Source organism: Hymenobacter radiodurans, from assembly GCF_004355185.1.
GTDB classification, from domain to species: domain Bacteria; phylum Bacteroidota; class Bacteroidia; order Cytophagales; family Hymenobacteraceae; genus Hymenobacter; species Hymenobacter radiodurans.
Genome location: NZ_CP037922.1, coordinates 194,062 through 219,431, shown reverse-complemented (window position 1 = coordinate 219,431; position 25,370 = coordinate 194,062). Strand labels below are relative to the sequence as shown.

Sequence of the window (25,370 nt, the reverse complement as noted above, 5' to 3'; positions counted from 1 at the left end):
GATTAGGCAGTCAATAATTTGATTATTATTATAAATTTTTCATGACTCTAATTCACCTATTTGTTTGAAAACCTGATAGTATATATCAAAAGACAGAACACTCTATAAATAGTAAAATTACACTATTCTATGTTTGTTGAATCACACTCAAAATGCTAGCACCTTCCGATTACTTCTCAGTAACGAAGCCCCCGTTTTTAGCGCAATTAGCGGAGGCAAAAAAGCCCCCCGCGCCCTTCTGCTCCGTCCGTCGTTTAGCGAGCTAAACACCGATACTAGCGAGAGGCGCGGGGCTTTTTTAGGTCAATTATTCTGTGACCGGGGCCACTTGTGCTTGGTGCGAAGGAGTGCCGCCGCTAACCAACCGGGGCCAGCCATCCCGGTATTCCAGCCGGTCGAGGAGCATAATGCGGCGGGAGTAGCCTTGCTCTGCATCGATGGCATTGAAAGTGGGCTGGCGAGGATCAATGGCATGATAAGCCAGCCAATCCTGCCCGGCGGCATCCGTAATGACCGAGTTGTGGCCGGGGGCGTGCCAGTGCTCATTGCCTTCCAGCAGCATGCTATTGGGGTTGCCGGTGGCCTGAGGCAAGGTCTCGAACGGCCCGGTGGCACTGCGCGAACGGGCGACCAGTACTCCGTAATGAGCATCGGGACCGCAGCAGTTATTGCCGGAGTAAAACAGGTAGTACCACCCATCGCGCAGAATTACCCACACGCCTTCGACCAAACGTTGGTAATTGGTGGGCGCCTTATCCGGTACGGGCTGAATAAGGTCGAGGGCAACGCTCTGGGGGGCAAAAGACACGCGGTCGGGGCCAGCTCCCGCACTTTGATCGGCCCAAAGCCGGAGCCCCAATACAGCAGCCGCTTACCTGTAGCGGGGTCGTCGAAGCTCATCGGGTCAATGTTGATAAAGCTTTTTCCGCAGAGTAATGGCTGGCCAATATCCACAAACGGGCCGGCGGGTGCCTCAGCCACTGCCACGGCCAGGCACAGATCCTCCTTGCTAGTACCATTCGGCAACGCCGAAAAATAGAGATAATAGAGGCCGTCGTGCTCGCTCACGTGAGGCGCCCACAGCTTTTGGGTCGTATCGGCCCAGGCAGGCTTTTGCGGCAGCGCATCGCCCAGCAGCTCCCACTCAATCAGGTTGTGCGAACGTGCTACCTGAATATTGATAATGAGTTGATTACGCCATTTTGTTTGGGTGCCATAGGCGTAATAGTAACCATCGGCGGCCCGGATGATGGTTGGATCAGGAAAGTCTTCGTTGAGAATGGGATTGGTATACGTGCTGGGGGGCTTTTTTGCAGACATACAGGCAGTACTTAGGTGAAAAGCGTGTGCAGCAGCGCTGTAGCTAAGCAGCTACGCCTAACATAAATACGCTGGTAGCGCGACAGTAGCCATTGTTTCCGGTTGATGGTTTACTGTAAGTAAATAAGGTAGTCCTGCATAGCGGAGCGAAGCATCTCGCGTGTTTACTTAAGAGTAGTAATCCAACGTCAGCACGCGAGATGCTTCGCTCCGCTCGGCATGACGTTTTGTAACAAGTTGAACCTGTGGTTTACTCCATAACCTCAACTCTGTTCCGCCTCACTTCGCGTCCCAATCGTACAGGAATACCTACCCTCGCTTTCGCACTATGACCAAATCCGTATTTATTGCCGCCGCCGAGCCTTATAGCGGCAAGTCGCTCGTGTCGTTGGGCCTGATCAATATGCTGCTGCGCAAAACGCCCAAAGTCGGCTACTTCAAGCCCATCATCAACTTTGAGCCCGCCGAAAAAAAGGACGCGCACATCGAAACGATTATCAGCCATTTTGGGCTGCCCATCACCTACGATGGCGCCTACGCTTACACCCGAGCAGCCGCCATGCGCCTCGTGGAAGGCGACACGCAAGGCGATATTATCGACACTATCATCCACAAATTCAAGGCTCTAGAGCAGCAGTACGACTTTCTGGTGGTGGAAGGCAGCGACTTTCTGGGGGCAGGAACGGCCTTTGAGTTCGACGCCAACATTTCCATCGCCAAAAACCTGGGGGCGCCCGCCATTCTGGTAATCTCGGGCGAGGGCAAAACCACCGATCAGGTCGTGAACGCGGCCCTGACGGTGCTGCGCAACTTTGAGGCGCGGGAAGTGCCCGTACTGGCCGTTATGGTCAATAAAACGCCCCCCAACGAAGCTGATACCGTGCGCCAGCTGCTGGGGGGCAATTACCGGCGGGTATCGTCCTGACCGTTATTCCCGAAAATCAGAGTCTGCGTAGTCCCAGCATGAAGGAGATTCAGGAGCAGTTGGGGGGCAAATTATTGCTCGGCGAACACCTCTTAAGCAACCAGGTCGACAATTTCATCACCGGAGCCATGCAGGTGCCCAACTTCCTGCGCCGCATCAAGGAGAACGTGCTCATCGTAACGCCCGGCGACCGCGCCGACATTATTCTGGGCGCTTTGCAGGCTAACGCCTCAGCCAACTTCCCGAAAGTAGCGGGCATCGTGCTCACCGGCGACATCGGCCCCGACGAGTATGTAGTGCGCCTCATGGAAGGCCTCGAAACCGTGATACCTATTCTATCCGTCTCCACGGGCACCTTCCTCACCACCACCCAGATAGGCGCCATCCAGTCGCGTATCTCACCCGATAACCCGAAGAAGATTGAGCTGGCCATCAGCACCTTCGAGCAGTACGTAGATGTCGCCGCGCTGGAAGAAAAGCTGGCTACGTTCACGGCGGAAGGCATGACGCCGCATATGTTCCAGTACCAGCTTATGCAGTGGGCCCGAAGCCAGCGCCGCCACATTGTGCTGCCCGAAGGCAACGATGACCGGATTCTGCGCGCCGCCGCCCGCCTCCAGCAACTAGATGTCGTGGACCTGACTATTCTCGGCGACCCGGCCACCATCACGGCCGCCGTCAACCGCCTGGGTCTTAGCCTCGACCTCAGCCGCATTCAGTTACTCGACCCCGCCCACGCGCCTCGCTTCGCCGAGTACACCGAAACGCTCTACGAGTTGCGCAAAGCTAAAAACGTAAACCTCGATATGGCCCGCGACATGATGACGGACGTCTCGTACTTCGGTACCATGATGGTGTATCAGGGCCACGCCGACGGCATGGTATCGGGGGCGGTACACACCACCCAGCACACCATCCGGCCGGCCTTGCAGTTTATCAAAACCAAGCCGGGAGTATCAGTTGTGTCGTCGGTGTTCTTTATGTGCCTCCCCGACCGTGTAGCCGTATTCGGCGACTGCGCCGTGAACCCTAACCCTACGGCCGAGCAATTGGCTGAAATTGCCATTTCCTCGGCCGAAAGCAGCCTCCGTTTCGGCATCGAGCCCCGTGTGGCTATGTTGTCTTACTCTTCAGGCACCTCCGGCGAGGGCGCGGAAGTGGAGAAAGTGCGGCGCGCCACACAGCTCGTGCACCAGCTCCGCCCCGATCTGCAAGTGGAAGGCCCCATCCAGTACGACGCCGCCGTCGACCCCATCGTGGGCCGCCAGAAGCTCCCCGACTCCACGGTAGCCGGCCAGGCCAGCGTGCTCATCTTTCCCGACCTGAACACCGGCAACAACACTTATAAAGCCGTACAGCGCGAAACTGGCGCCCTAGCCATCGGCCCAGTATTGCAGGGCCTGAATAAGCCAGTAAACGACTTAAGCCGCGGTTGCACCGTGGAGGACGTAGTGAATACGGTAATTATCACAGCTATTCAAGCGCAGGGGTAATGCAGAAAACAGCTTTCGCAAGTGGCATTATTTAAAAAGTATCTTTCAATCTTTAGGGTTAGCTATCCCACGATGATTCATAAGTATCTAACAATGCTAGACTACTAATATAGAAAACGTGTCTTGTACATCTTCATTTTTCTAAAACTTGATTCAAATAATTACCCTGAATAACAGAATCACCTTTGTAAATAGAGAAATCAACAATTTCTATAATGTTAACAACCACGCTATCACCCAAACGATTTTTTCGAATTGTTATAGGATTGTTGTCTAAAACACCGAGCATAGAATCTCCAACAGAATAAACGCGAACCCACATATTCTCTGCGCCTCTTTCATCCGAGAATCCAGCTTTTATATAGAATTCAAGACTATCCCTGTTATTATCAAATGATTTAATGAATGAACCTATATTAGCTTGAGCTAACCGACGCGCCTCCTGGTAAGAAGAATTCTCATTATTCAAAATTCTTGTGTTTTTATTAAGCTCCCATTCATCGATTGGCTTGTTATTATTATTATCATTACAAGATGAAAAGAATAATATGCAAGCAAGCGGATATAAATACTTCATAAAATGTATATAATTTCACAGAATCGTATGATGCGTACATAATGCTTTTACTATTTATTAAAAAACAAATAGTAAAAGGCCCAGTAGTTATATATTAGAGAGATCTGTATTCGATTTATAATGATATTGCGAAAACTATACATACTCAATCATAAAGTCATCAATCATATCCCCCAAGTCACTCACGCCCAAAGTGAATTGAATAATGATTATGCCAAAAATTATTTTTGCTATTCCAGGGATATGTAAACCAGTTCTTTCCTTGATAAGAACATTTACTGGAGGTAAGTAAAGCAAAGATAGAAAAAGGTAAACAATCCCCGGAACGGGGTGCACCAAAAACAGATTCGCTACGCCAACAGCAAAAACGACCATACCAAACCCCCAACCAATTATACTTGATAGAGTGGCCTTCCCTTGCACTGCATTTTCTTTCATGACGCCTATGTATAGTTTGAAAATCAAGCAAACAGTAAAGCAGAACAGGTCGTCTTCATAACTCTATGTTTCAGCGGAGGCCAATAAGAAGACTAGAAAGAAGCCATCATAAGGTCGATCTTATCGAACAGTTCGCCTACGCCTAAGGATGCCCAGATAATAAAGAAGCCCAGAAGCCATTTTGCTATTCTAGGAATGGCGAATCCTGTTTTTTCCTTGATAAAAGCATTTACCGGAGGAAAAAAGGCAAATGACATCGCAATAATAAAGATTCCAAAACCGGCATCATTACCCCAGAAAGTGTTCACTACACCGATGGCCAAAGCAAGCAGCCCAAATAGCCAACCGATTAAATTCGAAATAGGAGCCGAAGCGTTTGAAGTGTTATCCATAACAATGTTTGAAAAAGTGTGAAAGTTTATTTTGTGAAAACCAAAAACAGTCTGTTATGTCGATTAATAATTACTTATTTATACTAAGCTTAAGGCACCTTTGTGTATTCAAATTGATTCCTGTGGAGCCTTATTGTATTCAGCTAGGCAAGTATCTAGTGGTTGACAATTTTGATGGATACAATCACAGAATTCATAACATACTTTAGATTTTTTACTATCCTCGCATTGGCTCCTACAATCTTTCAGAGTATTGCTAGGCATAATTTCACAGCCAGTCGTAAATAGCATGATAAGAACAAATAGTGTAAACAATATTTTCATTACATTATTTTATTTTGACTACTATTTAATATTCTACTTATCAACTTATTAAATCAGACCGTTGGTTGAATGGCAGAATATATTTTAATTTATCGTAGTCCCAGCAAAGCAAATATAAATTAGCTAGTACCATTAGGGGCGCCGTAATCCATGACCCAACAAATCGCACGGCGAATGTTAGGATACAGATGTTTAAAATAATAGGAAAATAAAGTACAGCGCCAAGGGTTGCCGTGCGCGGAATTAGCAGCAAGCAGGCAGCAGTTACTTGTACCACCCCCACAAAAGTGTAGTAGAACCCTGTCCGATGAAAAGCTTCTAAATAATGGCCCATTGGATGACAAACGGACAAATCGGTGAACCGCTCCCCAACAATTTTAACGTAGCCAGAAGGCAGAAAACCCATGGCTAAAACTATGCGGGTGAAAACAGTAAAATCACGGAGCCATTTTATTTGCCTTACCCTAGCATGAACTCGGTCAAGTGTGGAAGAAATACTCATGCTTTATTGCCTCTGGATAGTTGGCCGAACACAGAGTTTGTGGCTGTGATGTTTTCTCCTATTCAATGCTTGCGTTTTTACTCTCGCTCGACAGACGGAGCCATCAGGCACGCAGTAGTCTTGTAGACAGACAACGTACGTTTCAGCTGGTGCCGGTCAGGCTAACTATAGGTGTACTTACCCTGAGCATCGTCTATGATTGTTTGCTTATATCCAAGGGCGAATCAAAAGTACTTTGTTTTTCAAAGTTATCAAATAAAAACGCGTGTTTATTTTTTACTAGCAATACATTCCTTACTGTCAAGGCTTTAGCATTTTCAATTGGTAACTATTGACACCTCAGGCTCTTTTTGGTCAATAGCTCAGGTTTGAGTTGAGCAGACACTTTAACAGTGTGAGTATGGGGGGCGTGAACTCCAGCAACACCACTTCCGGCAAACTAGAAGTAGGGGCCGGTACGTAAGCGACTTCTATGTACTTATTCGTCATTAATTCCGGCAGCAGCTCTATTAAGTATCAACTCTTCCGCTGGCCCGCCGAACAGCCCGTATGCAGCGGTCTGGTGGAGCGGATTGGCCTGCCCGATGCTACCATCACCCACAACGTATTCACCAGCGAGGCCGAGCCCGTTATCCAGCGCAGCCAGCCCCTCCCCGACCATGAGGCTGGGCTGCGGGAAGTAGTGGGCCTGCTTACCGACCCGGCGCAAGGCGTACTCCGCGACCCACAGCAGATTGAAGTGGTAGGGCATCGGGTGGTGCACGGGGGCGAAGCATTTGCCGCCACAGCGCTCATTACCCCGGCGGTAAAAGCGGAAATCAAGCGGCTATTTTCTTTGGCTCCCTTACATAATCCGGCTAATTATCTGGGTATTGAGGTGGCCGAAAACCTGTTTCCTCAGGCACGTCAGGTAGCGGTATTTGATACGGCTTTTCACCAAACTTTGCCCCCCAAGGCCTTTCGTTACGCGCTGCCCACTTCGTTCTACACCGAGTTCGGCATACGGGCGTATGGTTTTCACGGCACCAGCCATCAGTATGTAGCCGCGCAGGCAGCTATTTATATAGGAAATCTGGCAGCCAAAATCATCACCATTCACCTAGGCAATGGCTGTAGCATGGCAGCCGTACTGGGGGCAAATGCTTGGATACCAGCATGGGTTTTGGGCCGCTCAGTGGCTTGGTGATGGGCACGCGCTCCGGCGACCTTGATGCGTCGGTTATTTTTCACCTGATACAGGAGCGCGGCTATGAACCGGCTCAGGTGCAAAGCCTGCTCAACAAAAGCAGCGGTATGCTGGGCCTCACCGGCTTCAGCGATATGCGCGACATTACCAAAGCCCTGCTGGCCGGCGACCCCACCGCCGCGCTGGCTTACGACCTCTATGCCTACCGCATCCAGAAATATATCGGGGCCTACGCGGCCGTGCTCAACGGCCTCGACGCGGTGGTATTCACGGCCGGCGTGGGCGAAAACGATGCCCGTATCCGCGCCCTGGTTTGCCGAAACCTGGAGTTTATGGGCCTGCACCTCGACGACGCCCGCAATGAGACGCGCGCCAAGAAGCTGCGCGAAATAAATAAGGTCGAAGCGCAGGTAAAGATTCTGGTGGTGCCCACCAACGAAGAGCTGGCCATTGCCCGGCAGTGCGCTGAGCTGCTAACGGCTTGACGCTAGTACTTCCTGCAGGCGCGAGCTGCCCGCGGGACTTTGCACAAAAAACGCGGCCGGAATAGCTTCCGGCCGCGTTTTTAGCTTTTATTGAACTGGTATTCTAACGCCCAAAATCGTCCTGCACGCGCACGATGTCGTCCTCATCGGAGGGCTGGGTGGCATCTGTGTGCTGCCAGATTTCGGCTAGCACGCCCCAATCGTCGAGGCCGACTAGTCGATGACGCTCGCCTTGTTTTAAGGTAATCAGCTGACCAACGGCATACGTTTTCACTTCGCCTTCCTCATCGGTGGCGCTTGTCACTACACCTACAGGGCCCTGCAGCACTTTCCAAACTTCGGCGCGACGGTGGTGATACTGCCACGACAACCGCTTCTGCGGCGCTACAATCAGAATTTTAGGGCTCAGCTTACCCGAAATGCGCAGATCTTCTACGGCCTTCCCATCAAAATACGCATCGGCAAAGGCCTGGGCTTGGTCTTCATTAATGACAAAAAAGCCCCCCCACGGGCGCGATTGGTCTTGCTTGTCGATTGAAAACCCCTGGTCCTTGAGCTTTTGCTCGGTTTGCTGGAAAAGGGTCTGCTTTTGAGAGTCTGTATGCATCAGAGAAATAAATAGGTGGCAAGAATACCGAACGTAGTCTTGGCTTCAAATAATATACCGCTTACGCTACACGAGTTGCTTACGCCCTCCTGCGAGCAAGCAACAACGTCCTTTAAGCCTGCTGCCCGTTGGACTGCGAAGCCATATTCAGCGGCAGGTCAATGTAAAAGGTGCTGCCTTTGTTTTCTTCGCTTTCAAACCAGATACGGCCCCGATGCAGCCCCACAATGGTTTTGATGATCGACATACCCAGGCCGGTGGTCTTTTCGCCGCGCAGGCCGGGCCGACGAGCTTTGGTAAAACGATCGAACAAGCCCGCTTGCTGGGCCTGCGGAATGCCGATGCCGTCGTCGGCTACGGTGAAGCGCACGGTACTGGGCCCCTGCGCTATGGTGAGGGTGATGTGGCCACCGTCGGGCGTAAACTTTAGGGCATTCGACACCAGGTTGTTGAGCACCTGCATAAACTTATTGACGTCCAGAGTGACGTAAACCGGCTCCTGGGGGGCAAGCAAGGTGAAGTTTTTGGCAACTACCGCCTCCGACTGCTTATAGCTCTCCATCATCTGCTGCATGCGCTCCACCATATCAACCCGCTCCAGCTTGAGCTCCACATTGGCCGAATCCAGAAACTCCTGATCGACGAAGTCGCGGATAAGGTCGACGCTTTCCTTGCAAGTGGTCTGCATGATGCGGATCATCTCGTTAAGGTTCTCGTTCCGCAATGATCCAACCTGCTCGCCCATGTATTCGGCTAGCTGTTGCAGCATAATAAATGGGCCGGCCAGATCGTGCGAGAGAATTTCGAGGGTGGCGTTTTTCTTGGCGTTGAACTTATCAACGTTAGCCATATACTCTTTCTGGCCGGTAATCACGTCTAAAAAGCCCCCAGCAACTGTTGTTCGGTTCCGGTTTGCTGGTGGTGGGGCTTCAATTGCAGCCATTGCTCTGTGCCATCGGGCGCGAGAAGGCGAAATTCGATTTCCTTTTCTTCCAGCCGACCCCGCTGCCAGCGCCGCCAGCAATTAGCCAAGTAAGGGCGGTCGTCGGGATGCAGGCGGTCAATGAGCTGGGGTAACTCTTCATTTACCCGCGCACGATTTCCGCCCAGGAGCCGCTCGTAAGCAGCATTTACGAATGTCACTTGATTCGTCGCCGGGTCATACACAAAAAAAACCTGGTGGATATTCTCCACGAAGTCATGAAAAAACGATACCGGATTGAGCATGGAAATGTAGCGGAAGGAGGACGAACGACTAAACTATACGATGACGAAGTCTTTAGTTGTTGTCGGACTTGGCAGAGGTGGGTAAAGGTATCAGGAGAAAAAGGTCTAAGTAGTCAAAAATACAACCCTAACCTGATAAGCAAAGGTCGCATCGGGTAAGGCTAGCTCACTACTACCCGTGGGGGGTTGAAGGTATGAGACTAGTTGTCAGCAACACTCTATAATTTAATCATTCTTATATGAAATTTACCTTTTTTAAGAACCAAATATTGACTTCCCTATCTGAGTTTACTATATTCAACTCGTTATATAATACAAATACCCGCGCCACTCTCTATCACCTTTTGCTACCCCATTTCATTTTTATACATGGATTGACTTAGCAAATTACATGACTATACCCGCAGGGGATGTGCTAGTTGCTGCCTCACCCACGCTGTATCGCCTGGGCCTGATTGCTATGCTGCGCGAAACATGGCCGGCTCTGCGCATCTGCACCCTCCCCGACCCCGACCAGCTTCTGAAGCTGCTAGCGCAGCAGCGCTTCGCCTTGGTTATTGTCGATGCCATGGCGGCCGATTCCGGCTTGTTGCCGCAACTGCTGCAACTGCACGGCGCCCACAACCAGCAGCGGCTAGTAGTGCTCACCAGACGACGCCTGCCCACCGCTACCTGCAACCTATTGGCGCAAATGGGCTACACGTTACTTCCACGTCGCGCGACGCCTACGGAAGTAATAAAGTGCGTTGGTAATCTGCTTTATCCCACTGAAGCATTTTGCTGCCCAGCCCGAAAGGCTCGGCGGAGCGCACCGCCCACACCTTTCAGCCGCCGCGAGCTGGAAGTATTACGCCTTGTAATTGCCGACCACTGTAACCAGGAAATAGCCGACCGCCTTTTTCTGAGTGTGCGCACCGTAGAAAGCCACCGCCGAGCCTTGCTGCAAAAAACGGGAGCCAAAACACTGGTTGGCCTGGTAGTACAGGCCATGCGGGAGGGCTGGGTGGCAGCGTAAAATCTCATAATTGACGGGAAGTACCGTGGCGCGCCAGGAATCGGATTGTCAGGCCAATAAGAGGTATCGATATGTCGCTTATCCCTATCCTGGAAGTTGCTATCTCACTGGCCTTGCTATACTTGTTTTTCAGCCAGGTAGTGCTGTCGGGGTTTGAGTTGATTGCGAGCAAAATCAATTTGCGGGGGCGATTTCTGCGCTACCAGCTTACTAAGGCCCTCAACAGCGGCAACGACAAAAACTGGGCTGAGCTGATGTATCGGCACCCCAGCGTGGATATGCTGGCGCAAACCACCAAACGCCCCCAACCTATGTTCCGTCCAGTGTATTCGTAAAAGCCATTGTCGATTTAGTGATTGACGAAGCCCGCACCCACGAGTTTGTGCAGCAGCCCAGCGGCGAATACGAGTACCAAGTTACCGATCCGGGCGCGGGCCAGGCAACGGCGTTGGCGAAGTTTGAAGCGGGCTTGGCACACGTCTCGCCCGGCGATTTTAAACGGCTGCTGCAAAGCCTGTTGCTCAATGCCCAGGGTTGTACCGTTGCCGGAGCAGTAGGCGACGAAAAGGTATTTGCTGAATTTGTGCGCGGGCTGGCTGTATGGTATGATAACTACATGGAGCGGGTTACGGGCTGGTATAAGCGCGAAATCAGGCCGTATTTATTTGCCTTGGGCTTACTGCTGGCAATAGTGTGCAACCTCGATTCGCTCTACGTGGCCCGCTACTTCTGGGAGCACGCCGAGGAGCGCCGCCGCGTAGCCGATTATGCAACCGAAGTGGTGGCCCGAGCTAGAGTTGCTGCACTGCCTTCTACTGGCAATAAGCCCCCCGACTCTCTAAGCACCAAACAACAGGTGCGGGCGTTCATCAACCAGGCCGACTCGCTGACTAAGGGCCTGCAGCGCCACGGCTATCCCATCGGCTGGACGATACCGCCCACCGTCGACAGTACGAAGCTGCCCGACTCCTTTTTCACGTACCAACCGGCAGTGGCCCATGCACCCACCCGGAGTCAGCGAATGTGGCGCCGGATCAGAGGTGAACGCACTACGGGCACCATAGTGCGGCCCGCCTACTGGGTCCATCACCAGCGGGACCTACTACCCTCACCAGCCGCTGACAGCCTGCAATCAGTAGTGCCGGCCGCTGTGGTGCAGTGGCAGCGCGACACACTCCTCCAGCTGCCAACGCGCGGCGGCCTCGTTTTGCGGGCTGCGCCACCGGCTACTACTGCCCCCAACCTGCAACAGCCGTGGTGGCTTACCGGCCTGGGCTGGCTCCTGACGGGGGCGGCGCTGTCCTTTGGGGCGCCCTTCTGGTTTGAGCTGCTCAACCGTCTCGTGAACATGCGCAACCAGGGTTTGCGCCCACCCACTGCCACTGCTACTTCTCCCAAAGAGCCTAGCTGACCAGCTTTTGCTATGAGCAATCTCTACAACTGCCACGCGCACGTCTTTAACCTGGATTGCGCCCCGCTGAGGTTTCTGGATATGTACACGGGGCGGCGGCTGGGCTCGGTGCTACGCGCCGTGCTGAAGGTGCCGGGGGCCACTACGCTGCTCGTGAAACTGACCAACCTGTTCGGCAAAAGATTCCGACTGCCCTTGCTCCAACGCTATGCGGCCTTTCTGGAAATTGGCAGCGGCATATCCCAAGTGAGCGTATTCGAGCAACAGCTGCAGCCGCACTATCCGGCCGGAACCCGCTTTGTACTGCTGGCTTTGAATATGGATTATATGGGCGCGGGAGCCGCTACGCTCAACTACGACACCCAGCTCTGGCAACTGCTGGAAGTACGCAAGCGCCACCCGAATACGTGCTTGCCCTTCCTGTGCCTCGACCCGCGCATGGGTACGGCGGCGCAAAATCTGGCTTTCGCGGAAAAGTGGCTGAAGCGGGGTTTCGTTGGGTTGAAGCTGTATCCTTCGCTCGGCTTTTTTCCCTTCGATGAGCGCCTGGATCTGGTGTATGCGTTTGCCCAAAAGCATCAGGTGCCGGTGCTCACCCACTGCTCGCGCGGTGGCATTTATTACCAGGGCGAATTAGCCCCCCACTTGCGCTGGCCCCCCCTGCCGCCGGCGCTGCGCCAGCGTATTGCGGAAGCTACGGAACCGGGTAAGCCCTTTAAGCTGGGCGACAACGAATTTCCGCTCCCAGTGGAGGAAGGGCGCTTCAGCTTCCGCAACGACGTATTTAGTGATCTGCTGCTGGAGCCTCGCCTCTACGACCTGGTGCTGGCCCGCTACCCCGAGTTGAAACTGTGTCTGGCGCACTATGGCGGCGGCGACGAAATTCTAGCCTACCTCAAAGCCCAGGAAAAAGCCCCCCAGTCGCCCGCCGCGGCCCAGCTACCGGAAGAGGCTCCTGCCAACTGGTACGCGGGCGTGCGGTGGCTCATGCGCAAGTATCCCAACGTGTACACCGATGTAGCCTTTACCCTGGCCGAAGGGCCAGTCGTGTTTCGGGGGCGGGCGGAAAATGAGCTATTCCAAACGTTGGCCGCCGATCTGAGTCAGCAGTCACCTTACCGCGACCGGCTGCTGTTTGGCACCGACTTCTTCATGGTTTCGCGCCTGCAAGCCGAGCAAACGCTGGCTGGCGAGCTAATGCAGTATTTGCTAAAAATGCCCCCCGAAGCCGATGCGCCCTCCTCCTGGCAACGCCTGGCCACCGATAATCCGACCTGCTTTCTGCACTCTGAGTTTTATGTGCCCGTGGAGCGGATAGGCCAGCCGATCTGTAGGCGAGCCTATGCGCCGGCCCTGCCGCCTGAGCCCGGCCTGCGGCCGCTGCCCGTTTCCATCTAAAAAAGGGCGCAAGAGCAGGACGGAAGCTTGCCAGCCTGCAGAGGTACTGAAACGACTCACTTATTCACTGCCAACTTTCCTTCCTATGCCAGCCATCAAAATTGACCCCGCCCAGCCGATAACTTTTGCCATCACGTTTCACTCGCCCCACGTGGTGGCTTATCGGCTTTGGTACAAACGACCGGGCGACGAGAAGCCCAGCATCTTTGCCACCGGTACGGATGATGAAACCAGCAACCCTTCTACCCACATGCATACCGTGGGCCCCCTACCGCCGGGCAGCGAAATCAGATATTTAGTGTGGCTGAGCGGCAACAGCCACACCGCGTACCGCATCGAGATAGAGGTTCTGCAGAACGGCCGGCCACTGCAGGACGGAGCCTTCTCCCTGCGAGGCACCACGGATGAGGATGGCTTCGATCAGCGAAAAAACACTTTGGAGCTAACTGTATGAACAGCCAATTGAACCTTCTGCCATTCCGCACGACTTGGCTCCTCACGCTTTGGCTGGTGCTGGCCCCACAGCTGGCCGTCCAGCTAGTAGCGCAGGGCAGTCAGGAAAAACTGACGCCTTATGCTATTCCCGAGCTGCCGGCCCTCACCTTTGTAGGGGGCAGTGCCAACAACGTGACGCGCCCCGTAACGCCGCGCGCACTGGCTACGGAGCTGGCAAACGGGGTTGACTCAGCGGGTCGGGTAAAGCAAGGGCTGGCCGTAGCCGTAGCGCCCTATGCGCTGCTGGGCGGCAGCGTAGATGTGAAAGAATACCAGACGAACTGGCGCAAATATGTTCTCTACAACGCCCAGGTATCGGGGGGCAGCGTGCGCACGGGCGGCGACGCCAACGCTACTGACCTAGGCTTCGGCTTCCGCTTAACCCTAATCGACCACAGCGACCCCATGCTAGACTCAGTGTACACACGCCAAGTGCGTAAGTTGTTAGAAGCAGGTCTGCCCGATGACCCCGATGATGCTGACCTCGCCTTTGCCGCCGCCAAAGAAAAGGTAATAGCCTACCGCAAACAGTGGCGCAAAGACAATTGGAACCGCGCGGGTCTGGCATTGGCTGCTGCCAGCGGGTGGCGGCTCAATGAATCGAGTATACTGCCAGCTACTGATAGTCGCTGGCTGGGCTGGAGCGTGTGGGCTACGGGCGCGCTGCCACTGGGGGGCAAATCGGGGCAGCTGGTAGGCCAGGTGCGCTACACTTGCCAACAGCAAACCCCGGAGCTGAATGGCCCCACCCAAACCGACAACCAGCTCCAGTATGGTGCACGCGCCTTGTTCGGGTCAGGTACGGTTAATTTCTTTGTCGAGGTGACAGGCACTAACCATAGCAACCCGCTGCCCAATGTAGCCAGCTCGGGCGCTGAGTGGGCGGGCGGCCTGGAGTTCAGGGCTTCCGAAGGTATCTGGATAGCCACCAGCCTGGGGCGCAAAGCCCCAAACGATGGTAAATCAGCGGCTATTTTATTTGCCGGGCTTCGGTGGGATATTGCTGATGCAGCCCGCCTCAAGAACCCGTAGCCGCTAGCTACGGCTACACTGGCTTACTGCAAGTGGCATGGTGCCAGCTACTTTCACCAAAAAAGCCCCCAACACAAATAGTAAGTGCTGGGGGCTTTTGCTGATAATATGTTGAGTACCTACAAAAAGCGGACGATTATCCCAGCTTCTTATACCGCACGCGCTTGGGCTCTACATCGCCCAAGCGTTTCTTTTTAGCTTCTTCATAATCCGAGAAGTTGCCCTCAAACCAAACTACTTCCGAGTTGCCCTCGAAGGCCAGAATGTGCGTGGCCAAACGGTCGAGGAACCAACGGTCGTGGCTGATGATGACGGCGCAACCGGCGAAGTTCTCCAGCGCGTCTTCCAGTGCCCGGATGGCATTCACGTCCAAGTCGTTGGTGGGCTCGTCAAGCAGGAGCAAATTTGCCCCCTGCTTTAGTGTAGTGGCCAAATGCACGCGGTTGCGCTCTCCACCCGACAGCATACCTACTTTCTTTTCCTGGTCGCCGCCGCGGAAGTTGAAGTTGCTCACGTACGCCCGAGCATTCACTGGCCGACCCGCCAGCAGCATCGTTTCGGTACCACCAGAGATAGTCTCGAACACTGACTTATTCGGGTCGAGCGTGTCGTGCTGCTGATCCACATAGGCCGTCTGTACCGTGGGGCCGACTTCGAAGGTGCCCGCGTCAGCCTCTAACTGGTTGGTGATGAGACGAAACAGTGTGGATTTACCCGCTCCGTTCGGTCCGATGATGCCGACAATACCACCCTGGGGCAGGGCAAAGCTCAGGTTTTCAAATAAGAGCTTGTCGCCGAAAGCTTTGGAAATATGATGAGCCTCAATTACTTGCCCACCCAAACGGGGACCGTCTGGAATAAATAGCTCCAGCTTCTGCTCCTTTTCTTTTACATCAGCACTCACCAGCTTGTCGTAGCCAGCCACGCGAGCCTTGCTCTTAGCTTGGCGGGCTTTGGGCGACATGCGTACCCATTCCAGCTCACGCTGTAAGGTTTTCTGGCGCTTGCTCTCGGTTTTTTCCTCTTGCGCCAAGCGGTTCGACTTCTGCTCCAGCCATGAGGAATAATTGCCCTTCCACGGAATGCCCTCGCCGCGGTCCAGCTCCAGAATCCAGCCGGCCACGTTGTCGAGGAAGTAGCGGTCGTGGGTTACGGCAATCACGGTGCCCTTATACTGCTGCAAGTGCTGCTCCAGCCACAGCACGCTTTCAGCGTCGAGGTGGTTGGTGGGCTCGTCGAGCAGAAGTACGTCGGGTTCTTGCAAAAGCAGGCGGCAGAGGGCTACGCGGCGCTTTTCACCCCCAGACAGGTTGCCTACGATGGCGTCGCCGTCGGGCGTGCGCAGGGCGTCCATGGCGCGCTCCAGCTTGCTATCCAGGTTCCAGGCGTCGAGCTGGTCGAGGCGCTCCTGCACTGCGCCTTGGCGTTCCAACAACTTGTCGAAATCAGCATCTTCGGCTCCGAAAGCTTCGTTGATTTCATCAAATTCCTTAAGTAAGGCTACCGTTTCGGCGGCGCCTTCCTGCACTACTTCCATCACCGTTTTGGCGGGGTCAAGCTGGGGTTCCTGCTCCAGATAGCCCACTGAGTAGCCCGGCGACCACACTACTTCGCCCTGAATCTGCTTATCGACGCCGGCAATTACTTTCAGCAGCGACGACTTACCCGAGCCGTTCAGACCAAGCACGCCGATTTTGGCACCGTAAAAAAAGGAGAGGTAAATATTTTTGAGAACCTGTTTCTGGGGCGGATACACTTTGCTCACGCCGGCCATGGAGAAGATGATCGTTTCGCTCATAGAAATGGGATTGGGGGGCTTTTTTAAAGTTTTTAGACAACAAACCAAGCTGCGTGGACAGTCAGATTCCTCATAAAAAGGCGGTCATGCAGAGCGGCCGCGACGCATCTCGCGTGTTTGACGGGAGTGCTAATCAGACATCAGCACGCGAGATGCGTCGCGGCCGCTCTGCATGACGTTCTGCTAGAGAAGCTCTTAGATCAATTCGCCTGTTTCAACTTGGTTCCCCACCCGCGGCCTAACCTTGCGGCGTTGGCTTACGTTCGGTTCAGATAACCTTGGCTAACTCGGCGAGCCGGCCAAAGGTAGGCAGCTTGCCCTAAGTTTCCGCCGTTTAAACCCAGGGTTTCACAGGCAGCGAATGTGCTTTTCATCCCGTAAACTTGTAGTCAGCTAATACCGTTTCTTTACCCTTCCGATCCCACCACCTAGCCGCTTTCGCGTTATTATTATCATATAGTATGGAACCACAAGATCACCTGCTGGCCGAAGCCCGGCGCTACGGCTACGTCGAGGGCGACCAAGTGTGGCTACGCTCGTTTATGGATTTGCCGGCCCGTCAGGTTGGGCAGGTTAAAGAATCCGAGGAGGCTTCGCTTCAGTACTTTGCTCAGCGCTTCGAGAGCTTTCGGGCCAAAGTAGAAGAGCTCCTGACCAAGATTGAGGAATCGGAGAACAAAGGCTCTTTCCTGATGAAGGCCCTGCACCTAAAGGAGCAGATGGCCAGCTATGATGGCCTCGGCGACTTTGCGAGCCTGCACCGCCGCCTCACCGAGGCCGAGGAAGGCATCAAGCTTACCGTGGCGCGCAACCGTGAGAAGAATCTAAATACCAAGATTACGCTTATTCAGGAGGCCGAAGCCCTGCGCGACAGCATCGACTGGCAAACGGCCGGCGAGAAGCTTCAGGAGTTGCGCCAAGCCTGGATAAAGACTGGCCCCGTAGAAAAGCACCTCACCGAAGAGCTGGAAAACCGCTTCCGCGAAGCCGTGGATCAGTTTTTCGTGCGCAAGAAAGAATTTCTAGCCGATAAAAAGGCTATGTCTAATCGGGTAGTGGATAAGTACCGCGACCTGATTCGCAAGTCGGAGGCTATCCAAAACTCGGAGGACTTTGAAGAAACCACCCGCCAACTCAAGCAGCTGCAACAAGACTGGAAAGAGGTGGGGGGCTCTTTGCCTCGCAAACAAGCCAACGAGTTGTGGACGCGCTTTCGGGCTGCCCACAACCACTTCTTCGACCGTCTGAAAGAGCACATCAGCACCAAGCGGGTAGATGCCAAAGACGGCTACATGGACGACAACCTAAGCCGCAAGCGGGCCTTGGTTGCCGAGGCCGAAGGGTTGCTCAATCAGCCTATGTCGGCGGCAGTGGCACGCGCAAAGGAGTTGCAGGCCGCCTGGAAAAAGGTGGGTCCCGTACGCGGTGAAGAATCTGACCGCGTGTGGGAGCAGTTCATCATGGCCTGTGATAAGGTATTTGAGATGAGCGCTTTGGAGCACTTTATCCGGAAGCGCCAGCCGAATACCCAGGAGACAGGCTTGCCGGAAGACCAGGTAAACACCCGTGTGCAGGCTCTACGCGATTTTATTAAGTACGACAAGCAGGAGTTGGAAGTGCTACAAGAGAACTTGGGCAAACTCAATGACTCACCCGGCAACGAAACTTTCCGCAATATGTTGGAAGGAAAAATCCGCGGATTTGAGCGAAAAATCCGCACAAAAACCGATCTTATCGAACTGTTGCGCAAGCGTCTAGCGGCTTAGGCTGAACCTTACAACACTTTTTACGTTGTCGGGAAGCAAACGCTGTTGCGCCGCTTTGGCAGGCGTTTTCGGCCGGCCGGGTTTTTGCTCACCGGCTACTTACAACTTTATTTTGCCCACTTTTTTTGTAGCACACCATTATGTATTGGACTCTGGAACTTGCTTCCTACCTGGAAGATGCCCCCTGGCCCGCCACCAAGGATGAACTGATTGATTACTCCATCCGCTCGGGTGCCCCGATGGAAGTGGTGGAAAACCTGCAGGCATTGGAGGATGACGGCCAACCGTACGAGAACATTGAAGAAGTTTGGCCGGACTACCCGACCAAGGAAGACTTCATGTTTAATGAAGACGAGTACTAAGAAAGAAGTCAGGAGTTAGCAGCCGAAGTCAGAACGGATTGGATGAGTGGTATACCCGACAGTCAGTCTGCTTCAACCGCCAGCACTCAACTCTCAGCTCCTTTAGCAATACAGAATCTGGTTGCGGGGTATGAACATCGCGTTCTGCTCCGCAACCTTTTTTTGTGTGTTCCGGCGCCGGCTTTTGTAGCCATTGTGGGGCACAATGGCTGCGGTAAAAGCACACTCTTCAAAGCCCTTACGGGCCGAATTCCTTATCAGGGCAGCGCGCACATATTTGGCCACGACCTGCGCACTGAGCGCCAGCCGGCAGCCAGTGGTTTATTGGCCCATCTGCCCCAGCGCAATACGGTTAGCTTTCCCATTGAAGTGCGTGAACTGGTCGTAATGGGTCGCTTCCGTCACCAGCGTTTCCTGAGTGCCTACGGCCCCACCGATTACACCCTGGCCGATGAAGCGTTGGCCCGCGTGGGTGCCGCTCACCTTGCTCACCGCGACTTTACGCTCCTATCCGGGGGCGAGCAACAGCTAGTGTGGCTGGCGCAACTGGCGCTGCAAGACGCCCAGCTTTACCTCCTCGATGAGCCCACCCAACAGCTCGACGTGTATTACCGTCGCCGGGTGTTTGACCTGCTACAAAGCTGGGTGCTGGAAGCTGGCAAAACCGTGCTCTGCATCACCCACGACCTCGATAATTTGCCCCCCATGATGGGCTACTTACTGAATTTGTCGCTTCCAGAGCCCGTATTGGAAGTGCTCACGCCCGAGAGCGTGCGGGGGGCAAAAGCATATCTGGAAAGCGAGGACAGCCTGCGGATCGAGCCTATTTCTTAGGCAACTACTCGTCTCGTTTCCCTGGTGTGCCTCGTACTACCTGCCCGATAGAACGCATAAATGGCCACGGCGTCACCGAGTTCATCACCTGAAAGTTCTCAATCCAGGAAGTCCGCTCATCTAGGAAGTCGAAGATGCGCTCCACCGGGTTGTGCTGAAATAACTCGGTAAAGATATCGCGAGTGGTTTCGCCCTTGCGCTGCATGATATCGAGCAGTAAGGTATCGAAAAGGCGAAATTGCCACCGGTCGCCGGTTGGGTCGGGCGGCGGCGTGCCGGTGGTGGCCAGCGCTTCTACTAAGCGGGCCGTATGCGCCTGAATGCGTTTGAATGCGTAGCCCGTACTTGGCTTAGCCCGCCCGGCGCGCGTCCCCAGATTGATAATATTTGCCCCCGACGGGCGGCCAGCGGATGATCGGTCATGGGAATAGCGCCGACTTCTTCCGCCGCTATGCGGTAGGTTTTTACCCCGAGCGTGGTAGTTAGGTAGTCGTGCATCGCCGCTTCGTAGGCAGCTTTGGGCAGTAGGTCGCCCGAGAATAGCGTGTACTCTATTAGCGCCCGGCGCCGACTGAAAGGCAGCACGTACATAAAGCGCGGCTCTTGGTATTGTGGCCCCCGAAAATCCATGAATTCCACGGTTTCCGGGTCGAACACATCCTGGTCAGTTTCTACCTCCCAGCCCACAAAATGCTGGAGCAGGTAGCGGTGCTTATCGGGCCGCTTATCAATACTTGGCGGGCGACTATCGAAGGCGTATCGGGCCGTGAAATTTCCTTCAATGGTACTCGCTACCACGCCGGCGGGGGGCAAATTTTCGAGATTATCGACAGTAGCGCGCATCAGCGTAAACTGTGGATTGTCGGCCAGCGCGGCATGTACGAACTGGTAGAAATCCAGGCCCCGAATCATTTTATAGCGGTGGCGACGAAGCGGAAATACTCGCTCGAAGCCCGGACTACGAAAGGCCAGCTGCTGCCATTCGTGGGCGACGATACTATCAAACGGCGATGGCGCATCTGCCCAGAACGACCATGTGCGGTCATTTTGGTCTTTGGCTGCCGGTTCCAACAACAGTACCCGCTTATCGTGCAGGCGCGGCTCCTGGGCCAGCGCATACGCCAGACTCAGACCAGCGGCCCCACCACCCACTATCAAATAGTCGAAATCAGTTTGCACAAACACAAAAAAACCGGCGACGGAAGCATTTCCGTCGCCGGTTCAAATAACGGCTTAATACCTGAGCTTGTTTCCGTATTAGAAGTTTGGCGAGAGCAGGTACTTGGAGTAGAAATCGTCGATGATTTTGACGGCCGAAGCTGCATCATCCACAATTTGCACCAGTTGCATATCCTCGGCGGAGATATTGTGCTCTTCGTGCAGCATCACTTCTTCAATCCATTTGAACATGCCTTCCCAGTAACGCGACCCAACCAGCACGATAGGGAAACGCCCTATTTTCTTGGTTTGAATCAGCGTGATAGCTTCAAACAGCTCGTCCAAGGTACCGAAGCCGCCGGGCATGCCAATGAAGCCCTGAGCGTACTTCACGAACATCACCTTCCGCACGAAGAAGTAGTCGAAGTTGATAACCTTATCGGGGTCGATGTAGATATTATGAAACTGCTCGAAGGGTAACTCAATATTGAGCCCTACTGACCGACCACCCTCGGAGCGCGCACCTTTGTTGCCGGCTTCCATAATACCCGGCCCGCCACCCGTGATGACGCCGTAGCCGTGCCGCACGAGTTTGGCCGCGATCTCCTCAGCCATCTGGTAATAAGGGTTATCGGGCTTGGTACGTGCCGAACCAAAAATGGACACGCAGGGGCCGATTTTGCTCATCTTCTCAAAGCCCTCTACGAACTCAGCCATCACCTTGAAGATCTGCCAGGAGTCGGCAATCTTAATCTCGTTCCAGTCCTTATCCACGAACGCGCGCCGGATGCGCTGCTCATCATCAAGCTGTAGGGTACGCTGCCCGCTGGTCTGCTCCCGAATTTCGCTGATGGAGGTCACCTTATTATCGTTCACATTGGGCTGACTAATGGTCTGCCCACTCCCTGCATTCAGGGTCTCGTCGTGGATTTTGGTCCGACTGGTTTTTTTAAGCTTAGTCATAGATACTGCACTTTTGAGCCCGCTTACGGGAATTAGCAAGCACTTTTGGGTGCCGCGAGCCTGTTTTTAAAGAAAATGAAAGATAATCAGAAGCCTAGCGACCAAAACGCGCAATTGCCCTCTACCCAAAACCGGGGCGTGCAAGATAAGGGTTTGGCTCTGTTGTCCAATAGGAGGAGCCTACTTACTCCCGCTGTTTTACTTCGAGCGGATGGCAATAACCGGATCGAGGTTGGAAGCCAGAACCGCCGGAATAATACCGGCTAGAATACCGATGACCACCGATACGGTGAGGCCCAGCGTCACGTTGCCAGCCGAGAGAAACAGAGGCAGCGATTCCTGCGGAATCAGCGTGATCAGAAAGACCAGAAAGATGCCGGCTGCGCCGCCAATCAAGCACAGAAAAATAGCTTCGAACAGAAACTGAAACAGTATAAAGTAATTTTTGGCCCCCAGTGATTTCTGAATACCAATAATATTGGTGCGCTCCTTCACCGACACGAACATGATGTTGGCAATGCCGAAGCCGCCCACCAGCATGGCAAAACTGCCAATAACGGCGCCCGCCACCCCAATTACAGAGAACAGCTTGGAGATGAGCTCTCCAAACATTTCGGGTCGGTTCAGGGCGAAGTTGTCTTCCTCGCGGGGCTTGAGCCCCCGAATATTCCGCAGTGCTCCCTGTAGCTCCGACTCTAAGTTGGTGAGGTTCTGATCGTCTTCGCGGCCCTTCACAATAATGCTGGGAGTTACGCCGCTTCCACCGCTTCCGCTATTGATGGCAAAGATCTGACTGAACATGCCAAATGGAATCAGGCAATTAGTGTCGTTGCTAGGCGTGTCAATCAGTTTCTTTCCTTCTTTTTTCATCACCCCAATCACGGTGAACTTTCGCCCACGTGCCGTGAATTCCCGACCTAAGGCTGAACTGCCGCCAAACAGGTTTTCGGCGATGTCGGCCCCAATGATGGCGACGTTGCGAGAAAGATCAATTTCCTGGGGGGTAAAATAGCGCCCCTCCCCAATAGGAACCTTGGAAACCTGTTGGAATTCGTAGCTCACACCTTGCAAATTACAGTCGGTGAGGCTGTTATTTCCCGCTTTCAGGGTGTTTCCGCCCGTGTTAGCCATAATAGCCATTCCCATATGACTATTGGGGTCGAGGGTGCGCTCAATGGAGCGAAACTCGCGCTGGGTAGGCACAGGGCGGTTGAAGTATTTCCACCAAGGCTGATTAGGCTCAAATTTCCAGGGCCACTTACCAACGTAAATCACCTTTTCGCCCAGAAAATCCATGCTCTGCCGGATGTTGGACTCTAGCGAATCTACAACGGTAAAAACAGCGATGATGGCAAAAATGCCCACCGTGACGCCCAACAATGAGAGAATGGTGCGCAGCAAATTGGATTTGAGAGCTTGCCACGCGAAGCGGAAGCTTTCCAGTGTCAGGCGCAGGGCGAGCATGGAGCGAGAGGTTAAGTAGCTAAAGGGTTGGCTAGCTGAACTACTACATTATCGACTGGGCAGTAGTTCAGCGGGTAGCAATGGAGCAAGATATGTATTTAACCTGCCACTATTACAATCAGTTAGCTGTTCAGCTATTTGAGCATTCTATGCTGATTCCGAGCGAAAAATAACGATTAATCCGGCCATTCTACGTACTTTTGCCCCCTGAAATTTTTGTTAGCTTCCCCCCCTATTGCCCATATCCGACCATGAAACTGTCCGAGTTTAAATTTGACCTGCCCGAGAACCTGCTGGCGCAGCACCCGGCCAAAAACCGCGACGAGTCGCGCTTGATGGTAGTACACCGCGATACTGGCAAAATCGAACACCGTATTTTCAAAGACATTATTGAGTATTTCAATGACGGCGACGTGTTCGTGATGAATGACACGAAGGTGTTTCCGGCGCGGCTATATGGCAATAAAGAAAAGACAGGAGCAAAAATTGAAGTGTTTTTGCTGCGCGAGCTAAATAAAGAAAGCCATCTGTGGGACGTACTCGTTGATCCGGCCCGTAAAATCCGGGTAGGCAATAAATTGTACTTCGGCGAAAGCGACATGGTGGCCGAGGTTATCGACAACACCACATCTCGGGGCCGTACTATCAAGTTTTTGTTTGATGGTCCTGATGAAGAATTTTATAAAGCCCTCCACGATTTAGGCGAAACGCCGCTGCCCCGCGAGGCTATCACCCGCGATGCTGAGCCGGCCGACAAAGAGCGTTATCAGACCATTTATGCTAAGCACATTGGTGCCGTAGCCGCTCCTTCGGCGGGCCTGCACTTTACCCGCGAGGTACTGAAGCGCCTGGAAATCAAAGGAGTAGAAACTACTGCCGTTACGCTACACGTTGGTTTGGGCACTTTCCGTCCGGTGGATGTGGAAGACCTGACCAAGCATAAGATGGACTCTGAGAACTTCATCGTTCCTGCGGAGGCGGCCATTATTGTAAATAAGGCGCTGGATGCCAAAAAGCGCGTGTGCTCCGTGGGTACCACCACCATGCGGGCGCTGGAGTCATCGGTATCGGCCCACAACCGTCTGAAAGCCAACCAAGGCTGGACCGACCGGTTTATTTTCCCGCCGTACGAGTTCAAAATTGCTAATACCCTGCTCACCAACTTCCATACGCCGGAGAGCACGCTGATGATGATGACGGCCGCTTTTGCTGGCTACGATCTGTTGGCGGAAGCGTACAAAGTAGCTATTAAGGAGAAGTATCGTTTCTTCAGCTACGGCGACGCGATGTTGATTCTGTAAACTAGAAGTCAGAAGTTAGATACTATCTTTCTTCGTCTTCACCGAAAAGCCCGGTTACCTTTGGTGGCCGGGCTTTTTGTTGCTCATCATATTCCTTTTTCACTCTCGTAGCTGTTGCTCATGTCGTCTCCTAATCGGTTTGCTATACTTGTGGCTGGCGGCAGCGGCACGCGCATGGGCGCGGGTCAGCCGAAGCAGTTTCTGGAGTTGCTTGGGGAGCCCGTGCTGCTGCATACGCTGCGCCGCTTCGCCGAAACCAGCCTAGGAGTGCAGCAATTTGTGGTGGTTTTGCCCCCCGACCAGTTTGACACGTGGCACCACCTCTGTACCCGGCATCAGGTCTCGATTCCGCACGCCGTGGTGGGCGGGGGGCATTCTCGGTGGGCATCCGTGCGGAATGGACTGAAACATCTGGCTACGTATACAGAAGGCATCGTAGCGGTGCACGATGGCGTGCGGCCATTGGTATCGGCGGCAGTCATTGAGAATACATATGCGGCCGCTGCTGAGCACGGCGCGGCCATAGCCGCCGTGGCACCCAAAGACTCGGTGCGCGGCCTCTCCAAAGAAGGTTCTTATGCGATGGACCGCTCCCGCTTGCGATTAGTTCAGACCCCTCAGTGCTTTGATCTGGAGCTCCTGCGGCGAGCGTATCGGTTGCCGGAGTTACCTACTTTCACCGATGACGCGAGTGTGGTGGAAGACCTGCACCCCATTCACTTGGTAGAAGGCGACTATCGCAACCTCAAAATCACGACGCCAGAAGATATGCTGCTGGCCGAAGCCATTCTGCGTAGTCGGTAGTACACTGTGGTGCTGTGACCTTAGGTCTTGTCAGAACGCCAACTTTCTCATGTAATTTGCCCCCCAGGCGACGTGAAGATGACCTACTCGGAG

General features: G+C 53.6%; 26 protein-coding genes and 1 pseudogene. 14 read left to right on the top strand and 13 right to left on the bottom strand.

What is annotated here, in order from left to right:
• Nucleotides 1-307: 307 nt before the first annotated feature.
• Nucleotides 308-730, bottom strand: a complete 423-nt coding sequence (locus tag EPD59_RS23100; RefSeq protein ID WP_165963441.1) for a family 43 glycosylhydrolase — start codon at nt 728-730, stop codon at nt 308-310.
• Nucleotides 709-1,320, bottom strand: coding sequence for a family 43 glycosylhydrolase (locus tag EPD59_RS23095; protein WP_133271314.1), 612 nt, complete (start codon nt 1,318-1,320; stop codon nt 709-711). Before EPD59_RS23095 ends, EPD59_RS23100 begins: the two co-directional genes overlap by 22 nt.
• Nucleotides 1,321-1,648: 328 nt before the next feature.
• On the opposite strand from EPD59_RS23095, the gene EPD59_RS23455 reads away from it, so the two are divergent.
• Together EPD59_RS23455 and pta are read left to right on the top strand one after the other, a co-directional pair.
• Nucleotides 1,649-2,245 carry an AAA family ATPase gene (locus EPD59_RS23455; RefSeq protein WP_317128441.1) on the top strand — a complete coding sequence of 199 codons (597 nt, stop codon included), beginning with the start codon at nt 1,649-1,651 and terminating at the stop codon, nt 2,243-2,245.
• Between the two features lie 38 nt (nt 2,246-2,283).
• Nucleotides 2,284-3,738: a phosphate acetyltransferase gene (gene pta / locus EPD59_RS01920; protein WP_317128440.1), complete on the top strand. Its 1,455-nt coding sequence runs from the start codon at nt 2,284-2,286 to the stop codon at nt 3,736-3,738.
• A gap of 133 nt (nt 3,739-3,871) precedes the next feature.
• Here the strand turns inward: pta and EPD59_RS01915 are convergent, their stop codons facing one another.
• The 3 genes from EPD59_RS01915 to EPD59_RS01905 all read right to left on the bottom strand — a co-directional run bounded on the left by EPD59_RS01915 (nt 3,872) and on the right by EPD59_RS01905 (nt 5,145).
• The gene (locus EPD59_RS01915; protein WP_133271313.1) at nt 3,872-4,315 is read right to left on the bottom strand and encodes a DUF2314 domain-containing protein; all 444 of its coding nucleotides are present in this window, start codon (nt 4,313-4,315) and stop codon (nt 3,872-3,874) included.
• Between the two features lie 135 nt (nt 4,316-4,450).
• The gene (locus tag EPD59_RS01910; protein WP_133271312.1) at nt 4,451-4,753 is read right to left on the bottom strand and encodes a hypothetical protein; all 303 of its coding nucleotides are present in this window, start codon (nt 4,751-4,753) and stop codon (nt 4,451-4,453) included.
• Nucleotides 4,754-4,845: 92 nt separating this feature from the next.
• The gene (locus EPD59_RS01905) at nt 4,846-5,145 is read right to left on the bottom strand and encodes a hypothetical protein (protein WP_133271311.1); all 300 of its coding nucleotides are present in this window, start codon (nt 5,143-5,145) and stop codon (nt 4,846-4,848) included.
• Nucleotides 5,146-6,443: 1,298 nt separating this feature from the next.
• Here EPD59_RS01905 and EPD59_RS24015 point away from each other — a divergent pair.
• A pseudogene (locus EPD59_RS24015) lies at nt 6,444-7,642 on the top strand (acetate/propionate family kinase).
• Nucleotides 7,643-7,745: 103 nt separating this feature from the next.
• Here EPD59_RS24015 and EPD59_RS01890 read toward each other — a convergent pair.
• From EPD59_RS01890 to EPD59_RS01880, 3 genes are all read right to left on the bottom strand, one after another.
• Nucleotides 7,746-8,249, bottom strand: coding sequence for a cupin domain-containing protein (locus EPD59_RS01890; RefSeq protein ID WP_133271310.1), 504 nt, complete (start codon nt 8,247-8,249; stop codon nt 7,746-7,748).
• A 112-nt stretch (nt 8,250-8,361) separates the two neighbouring features.
• Nucleotides 8,362-9,099 carry a sensor histidine kinase gene (locus tag EPD59_RS01885; protein ID WP_165963440.1) on the bottom strand — a complete coding sequence of 246 codons (738 nt, stop codon included), beginning with the start codon at nt 9,097-9,099 and terminating at the stop codon, nt 8,362-8,364.
• Between the two features lie 26 nt (nt 9,100-9,125).
• Nucleotides 9,126-9,476 (bottom strand): PAS domain-containing protein, encoded by a 351-nt coding sequence (locus EPD59_RS01880; RefSeq protein ID WP_133271308.1) that lies wholly within the window; start codon nt 9,474-9,476, stop codon nt 9,126-9,128.
• Nucleotides 9,477-9,867: 391 nt separating this feature from the next.
• Here EPD59_RS01880 and EPD59_RS01875 point away from each other — a divergent pair, with 391 nt between their 5' ends.
• From EPD59_RS01875 to EPD59_RS01850, 6 genes are all read left to right on the top strand, one after another.
• The gene (locus tag EPD59_RS01875) at nt 9,868-10,491 is read left to right on the top strand and encodes a helix-turn-helix transcriptional regulator (RefSeq protein WP_133271307.1); all 624 of its coding nucleotides are present in this window, start codon (nt 9,868-9,870) and stop codon (nt 10,489-10,491) included.
• A gap of 71 nt (nt 10,492-10,562) precedes the next feature.
• Complete coding sequence (locus EPD59_RS01870) at nt 10,563-10,826, top strand: hypothetical protein (protein ID WP_133271306.1); 264 nt, start codon at nt 10,563-10,565, stop codon at nt 10,824-10,826.
• Between the two features lie 17 nt (nt 10,827-10,843).
• Nucleotides 10,844-11,902 (top strand): hypothetical protein, encoded by a 1,059-nt coding sequence (locus EPD59_RS01865; protein ID WP_133271305.1) that lies wholly within the window; start codon nt 10,844-10,846, stop codon nt 11,900-11,902.
• 12 nt (nt 11,903-11,914) lie between these two features.
• Nucleotides 11,915-13,300: an amidohydrolase family protein gene (locus tag EPD59_RS01860; RefSeq protein WP_133271304.1), complete on the top strand. Its 1,386-nt coding sequence runs from the start codon at nt 11,915-11,917 to the stop codon at nt 13,298-13,300.
• An 85-nt stretch (nt 13,301-13,385) separates the two neighbouring features.
• Nucleotides 13,386-13,754 (top strand): hypothetical protein, encoded by a 369-nt coding sequence (locus tag EPD59_RS01855; protein ID WP_133271303.1) that lies wholly within the window; start codon nt 13,386-13,388, stop codon nt 13,752-13,754.
• Nucleotides 13,751-14,827 (top strand): hypothetical protein, encoded by a 1,077-nt coding sequence (locus EPD59_RS01850; protein WP_133271302.1) that lies wholly within the window; start codon nt 13,751-13,753, stop codon nt 14,825-14,827. The genes EPD59_RS01855 and EPD59_RS01850 overlap by 4 nt, the downstream gene beginning before the upstream one ends.
• Nucleotides 14,828-14,963: 136 nt before the next feature.
• On the opposite strand, the gene ettA is transcribed toward EPD59_RS01850, so the two are convergent.
• Complete coding sequence (gene ettA, locus EPD59_RS01845; RefSeq protein WP_133271301.1) at nt 14,964-16,625, bottom strand: energy-dependent translational throttle protein EttA; 1,662 nt, start codon at nt 16,623-16,625, stop codon at nt 14,964-14,966.
• 461 nt (nt 16,626-17,086) lie between these two features.
• Between ettA and EPD59_RS01840 the strand changes: the two genes are divergently transcribed.
• From EPD59_RS01840 to EPD59_RS01830, 3 genes are all read left to right on the top strand, one after another.
• The gene (locus EPD59_RS01840) at nt 17,087-18,391 is read left to right on the top strand and encodes a DUF349 domain-containing protein (protein ID WP_133271300.1); all 1,305 of its coding nucleotides are present in this window, start codon (nt 17,087-17,089) and stop codon (nt 18,389-18,391) included.
• A 140-nt stretch (nt 18,392-18,531) separates the two neighbouring features.
• Nucleotides 18,532-18,753 carry a DUF2795 domain-containing protein gene (locus tag EPD59_RS01835; protein ID WP_019948259.1) on the top strand — a complete coding sequence of 74 codons (222 nt, stop codon included), beginning with the start codon at nt 18,532-18,534 and terminating at the stop codon, nt 18,751-18,753.
• A 162-nt stretch (nt 18,754-18,915) separates the two neighbouring features.
• Entirely contained in the window at nt 18,916-19,587 is a 672-nt protein-coding gene (locus EPD59_RS01830; RefSeq protein WP_240731570.1) for an ABC transporter ATP-binding protein, read from the top strand.
• Nucleotides 19,588-19,591: 4 nt separating this feature from the next.
• Here the strand turns inward: EPD59_RS01830 and EPD59_RS23090 are convergent, their stop codons facing one another.
• The 4 genes from EPD59_RS23090 to EPD59_RS01810 all read right to left on the bottom strand — a co-directional run bounded on the left by EPD59_RS23090 (nt 19,592) and on the right by EPD59_RS01810 (nt 23,172).
• Complete coding sequence (locus tag EPD59_RS23090; protein WP_262712949.1) at nt 19,592-19,963, bottom strand: lycopene cyclase family protein; 372 nt, start codon at nt 19,961-19,963, stop codon at nt 19,592-19,594.
• The gene (locus tag EPD59_RS01820; RefSeq protein ID WP_165963439.1) at nt 19,885-20,766 is read right to left on the bottom strand and encodes a lycopene cyclase family protein; all 882 of its coding nucleotides are present in this window, start codon (nt 20,764-20,766) and stop codon (nt 19,885-19,887) included. Before EPD59_RS01820 ends, EPD59_RS23090 begins: the two co-directional genes overlap by 79 nt.
• Nucleotides 20,767-20,844: 78 nt before the next feature.
• Nucleotides 20,845-21,708, bottom strand: coding sequence for an LOG family protein (locus EPD59_RS01815; protein WP_133271296.1), 864 nt, complete (start codon nt 21,706-21,708; stop codon nt 20,845-20,847).
• 198 nt (nt 21,709-21,906) lie between these two features.
• Entirely contained in the window at nt 21,907-23,172 is a 1,266-nt protein-coding gene (locus EPD59_RS01810; protein ID WP_133271295.1) for an ABC transporter permease, read from the bottom strand.
• A 251-nt stretch (nt 23,173-23,423) separates the two neighbouring features.
• Between EPD59_RS01810 and queA the strand changes: the two genes are divergently transcribed.
• Nucleotides 23,424-24,473, top strand: a complete 1,050-nt coding sequence (gene queA / locus EPD59_RS01805; protein ID WP_133271294.1) for a tRNA preQ1(34) S-adenosylmethionine ribosyltransferase-isomerase QueA — start codon at nt 23,424-23,426, stop codon at nt 24,471-24,473.
• Nucleotides 24,474-24,593: 120 nt separating this feature from the next.
• Entirely contained in the window at nt 24,594-25,277 is a 684-nt protein-coding gene (locus EPD59_RS01800) for a 2-C-methyl-D-erythritol 4-phosphate cytidylyltransferase (RefSeq protein ID WP_133271293.1), read from the top strand.
• Nucleotides 25,278-25,370: the final 93 nt, after the last annotated feature.